Annotated in this window: 3 protein-coding genes; all 3 read right to left on the bottom strand. The window is 64.5% G+C overall.

Going from position 1 to position 2,819, the window contains the following annotated elements; translation table 11 throughout:
* Positions 1-879: S8 family serine peptidase (locus tag AB0B91_RS64815; protein WP_358342954.1), on the bottom strand; the 879-nt coding region annotated here is incomplete at its 3' end.
* A 197-nt stretch (positions 880-1,076) separates the two neighbouring features.
* On the bottom strand, positions 1,077-2,486 hold the full coding sequence (locus AB0B91_RS64810; protein WP_357660050.1) for a hypothetical protein: 1,410 nt from the start codon (positions 2,484-2,486) through the stop codon (positions 1,077-1,079).
* Positions 2,483-2,819, bottom strand: a 337-nt coding sequence (locus AB0B91_RS64805; RefSeq protein ID WP_358342952.1) for a hypothetical protein, incomplete at its 5' end; no start/stop codon positions are given. The genes AB0B91_RS64810 and AB0B91_RS64805, both read right to left, overlap by 4 nt.

The raw sequence follows: 2,819 nt of genomic DNA, 5'->3' as shown, positions 1-2,819 counted from the left end.
GCCACGGGCCGTCGCCGCACTGTTCCCGTCGTCCGCCGGCTCCGCTACCGCCGTCGTGGTCGCGGCGGTGGGGGCCGGCGCGCTCGCCGTCGCCGAACCGAAACCCAGCGGCGGTACGTCAGCAGTCAACGCCGCCACCAGGTCGATGACCCCGTGCCCGTACTCGTCGTCCCGCCCCGGGGGGCCCTTGTCGATCGCGGTAGCCGTGAGCCTGTGCGCCACCTCGGAGGCAGGCAGGTTCGGGTACTTGGATCTAATCAACGCGACGGCTCCGGCAACGATAGCGGTGGCACCGGAGGTTCCGGAACCTCTTGAGTAATTCGCGTCAAGGCTGGTGCTATATATTTCTACCGCAGGTGCTACGACGTCAATTTCAGGCCCGGTTATGGCGATAGAGGCGCGCTTTCCCTTGCGATCGATTCCACCGACAGCGATGACGCCTTCCTTTGACGCAGGGTAGCTTACGCGTGAGTCCTCGGGCCTATTCCCGGCGGCGGCCACTACGACGATGTTGGAAGCTAACGCTCTGTCGATTATTCGATCGAGTCGCGCACTGGACGTGCCGCCACTGGAAATGCTAATTACCTGGACGTTCTTAGAGATCGCATATTCAATCCCCTGTGCCAAGATGTCAGGATCCCCGTCGCCATTTGGTGGGGAAGCGAAAATCGGCAGAATTTTAGCTCCAGGGGCTACCCCTAGCGCTCCCTCAGTTCCGCTCTGGCCGTGAGCGGCGATGAGTCCTGCCATGGAAGTGCCGTGGCTATCCAAATCTTGTCGGCCGTCGCCGGATCCCCCGGAAATTATATCAATGCCTGGAAGTAGGTTGTTGTGTAAATCTGGATGCTTACTTACTCCGGTATCGGGGACGGCCACCACTGAGCCGTCGCCTCGTGTAATTCTGTGGGCTTGGTTGACGTTTAGATATCGTAAATGCCACTGATCCCCCCGGATTCTGTTCACGCCTGGGGAGTGTGAAGGGGTTAATGTGGGATGAGCTAGGGCGGAGTTGGGGGGAGTCAAGGGCAATGTTGAGAGAACTAGCGTGATAAGCGCCCTAGTGGCCGAACGAACAATCACCGATCTAGGCCGATGGCGGGGCCCGGATCAATTGGACCTTCGTCGTCTGGAGGACGTACTACTGGAGCCACGCCCTGTTCGGTCTCCCACGGGTGAGTGGGGTCCCAGCGCCGCTGTTCCTCGCCATTTTTATCACGTTCGGCCAGTCGGCCTGATGGCCCGCCAAATCCGTTACCGCTTGCTGGGCTGCCAAGAAACCCTGTACCTGGAGTGCCGTGCAATGGTGATGCCCCTTGTGTTGCCCCGAGGCCTCGACCGCCACCCGGCCGGGAACCAGCACCGCCTGACGGCGCTGTTCCTGCGCCTCCACCACCGATTACCCCGCCGATCGGGTTCACCCGACGTGGCTGGTTATTGGCCGATCCAGGTTGCCCGATGCTGGTGCCAGGGAAACCCCCAATGAGGCCGCTTGGCGGCATGGCCCGTGGCTGAACTGGTGAGTTGGCGTTGGGTAGACCATTTGCACTGCGGGCAACAGGTCGTCCCATCTTATCCGGCAAAGATTCGCGTGGACTTGGTCGGTGCTGAGGTGCGCCGGGAGCTGTTGGCGGAATTCCCAATCCCGGCGTAGATGGATTGGAGGGCGCCGGTGTTGCTCCTGGCGTCGAGGGACTGACTGGCAATGGTGCTAGCCCGCTGCCCACCCCGCCGAGTACTGGCCCGCTCCCTGGCGCTGTGGGAGTAGTGACTGGCTTAGCGTTACTTGCTGGTCGTGGTGGCGCCGGAGATCCGGAAATCTTTCCCGAGATTGGGAGTGGGACGATTGGAGGTATGACGGGCGCTGTGCCCGAGCCGCCATAGACATCCGGATTATCTGTCTGCTTTGGTGGCCTGACGGGTGGTGGTTGGCGGAGCATTACTTGGGCCTGTTGGAGTTCGTTGCTGAGGCCGTACATGATGCCGCGTGCTTGGACGTTGAGTCGTTCCAGGTCGGCGTCGGTCACCGGTCGATCGGGGACCCGGCTGCCCATGGCTGCCTTCGGGTCGGCGAGCGTCGCGTCGTACGTCTGCTTCTCCTGGACCTTGACGGCGTACGTCTCGTAGATCTTCTTGAGCTCCGCGCGGGTGGTGCTGATGGCCTGCGTGGCGGCGGAGAGCACGGTGTAGTTGGCGCTGGCGGCGTCGTGCGTGCGCTGCACCTTGTCGATCAGCTCGTCCAGCTCACGGATGTACGCCCGGGCGGCCTCGTTGCTCTGCGGAGGCCAGGCCTCGGCCAGCCCCTTGCGGTATTCCTGGAGCCGGCTCAGGTGGGCCCGCGCGAGGTCGCAGACCTTGCGCCAGCCGGCGACCTGCTTCCAGTGGTTGGTGGTGTCGTGGTCCTGGAGGCAGGCCCACATGCTGGCGACGTCCATCAGCCGCCAGTCGGTGAGGGCCGACGTGCGGCCGCCGGTGCCCCGCTCGATCATGGCAGCACCACCGGACCCCGCACCTGCCCCGGCGTGGGCTCCGGCCCGGTGGGATCGGGCAGCACCGGCGGCGCGCCGCGAGGCGTCGTGGCGGCCGGGTTGGCGAGGGCCCGCTCGACGTCGGTCACGCGCGCGGAGGCGAAGGCGTCCGACCCGGTGTAGTTGGTGGCGACGGTGCCGGCGGCCGTGGCCAGGTGGCCGGTGGCGTCGCGGACACCCCAGACCATGTCGGCGGTGGCCTGCTGGGTCTCGTGGTGGGCGCGCAGGAAGTTGACCAGCTCGATGAACGCGTCGGCCGGGTTGGGCACCGGTGCGGTCATGTCCTCGGCGATG

The organism is Nonomuraea sp. NPDC049141 (genome assembly GCF_040648415.1).
Taxonomy (GTDB): Bacteria; Actinomycetota; Actinomycetes; order Streptosporangiales; family Streptosporangiaceae; genus Nonomuraea.
Note: the sequence above shows the minus strand (reverse complement) of the source record. Positions and strands in the feature narration are given on the sequence as shown.

Excerpts from the sequence above, each read along its gene's own strand:
- AB0B91_RS64810 (WP_357660050.1), bottom strand. The coding sequence starts at position 2,486 with ATGATCGAGCGGGGCACCGGCGGCCGCACGTCGGCCCTCACCGACTGG.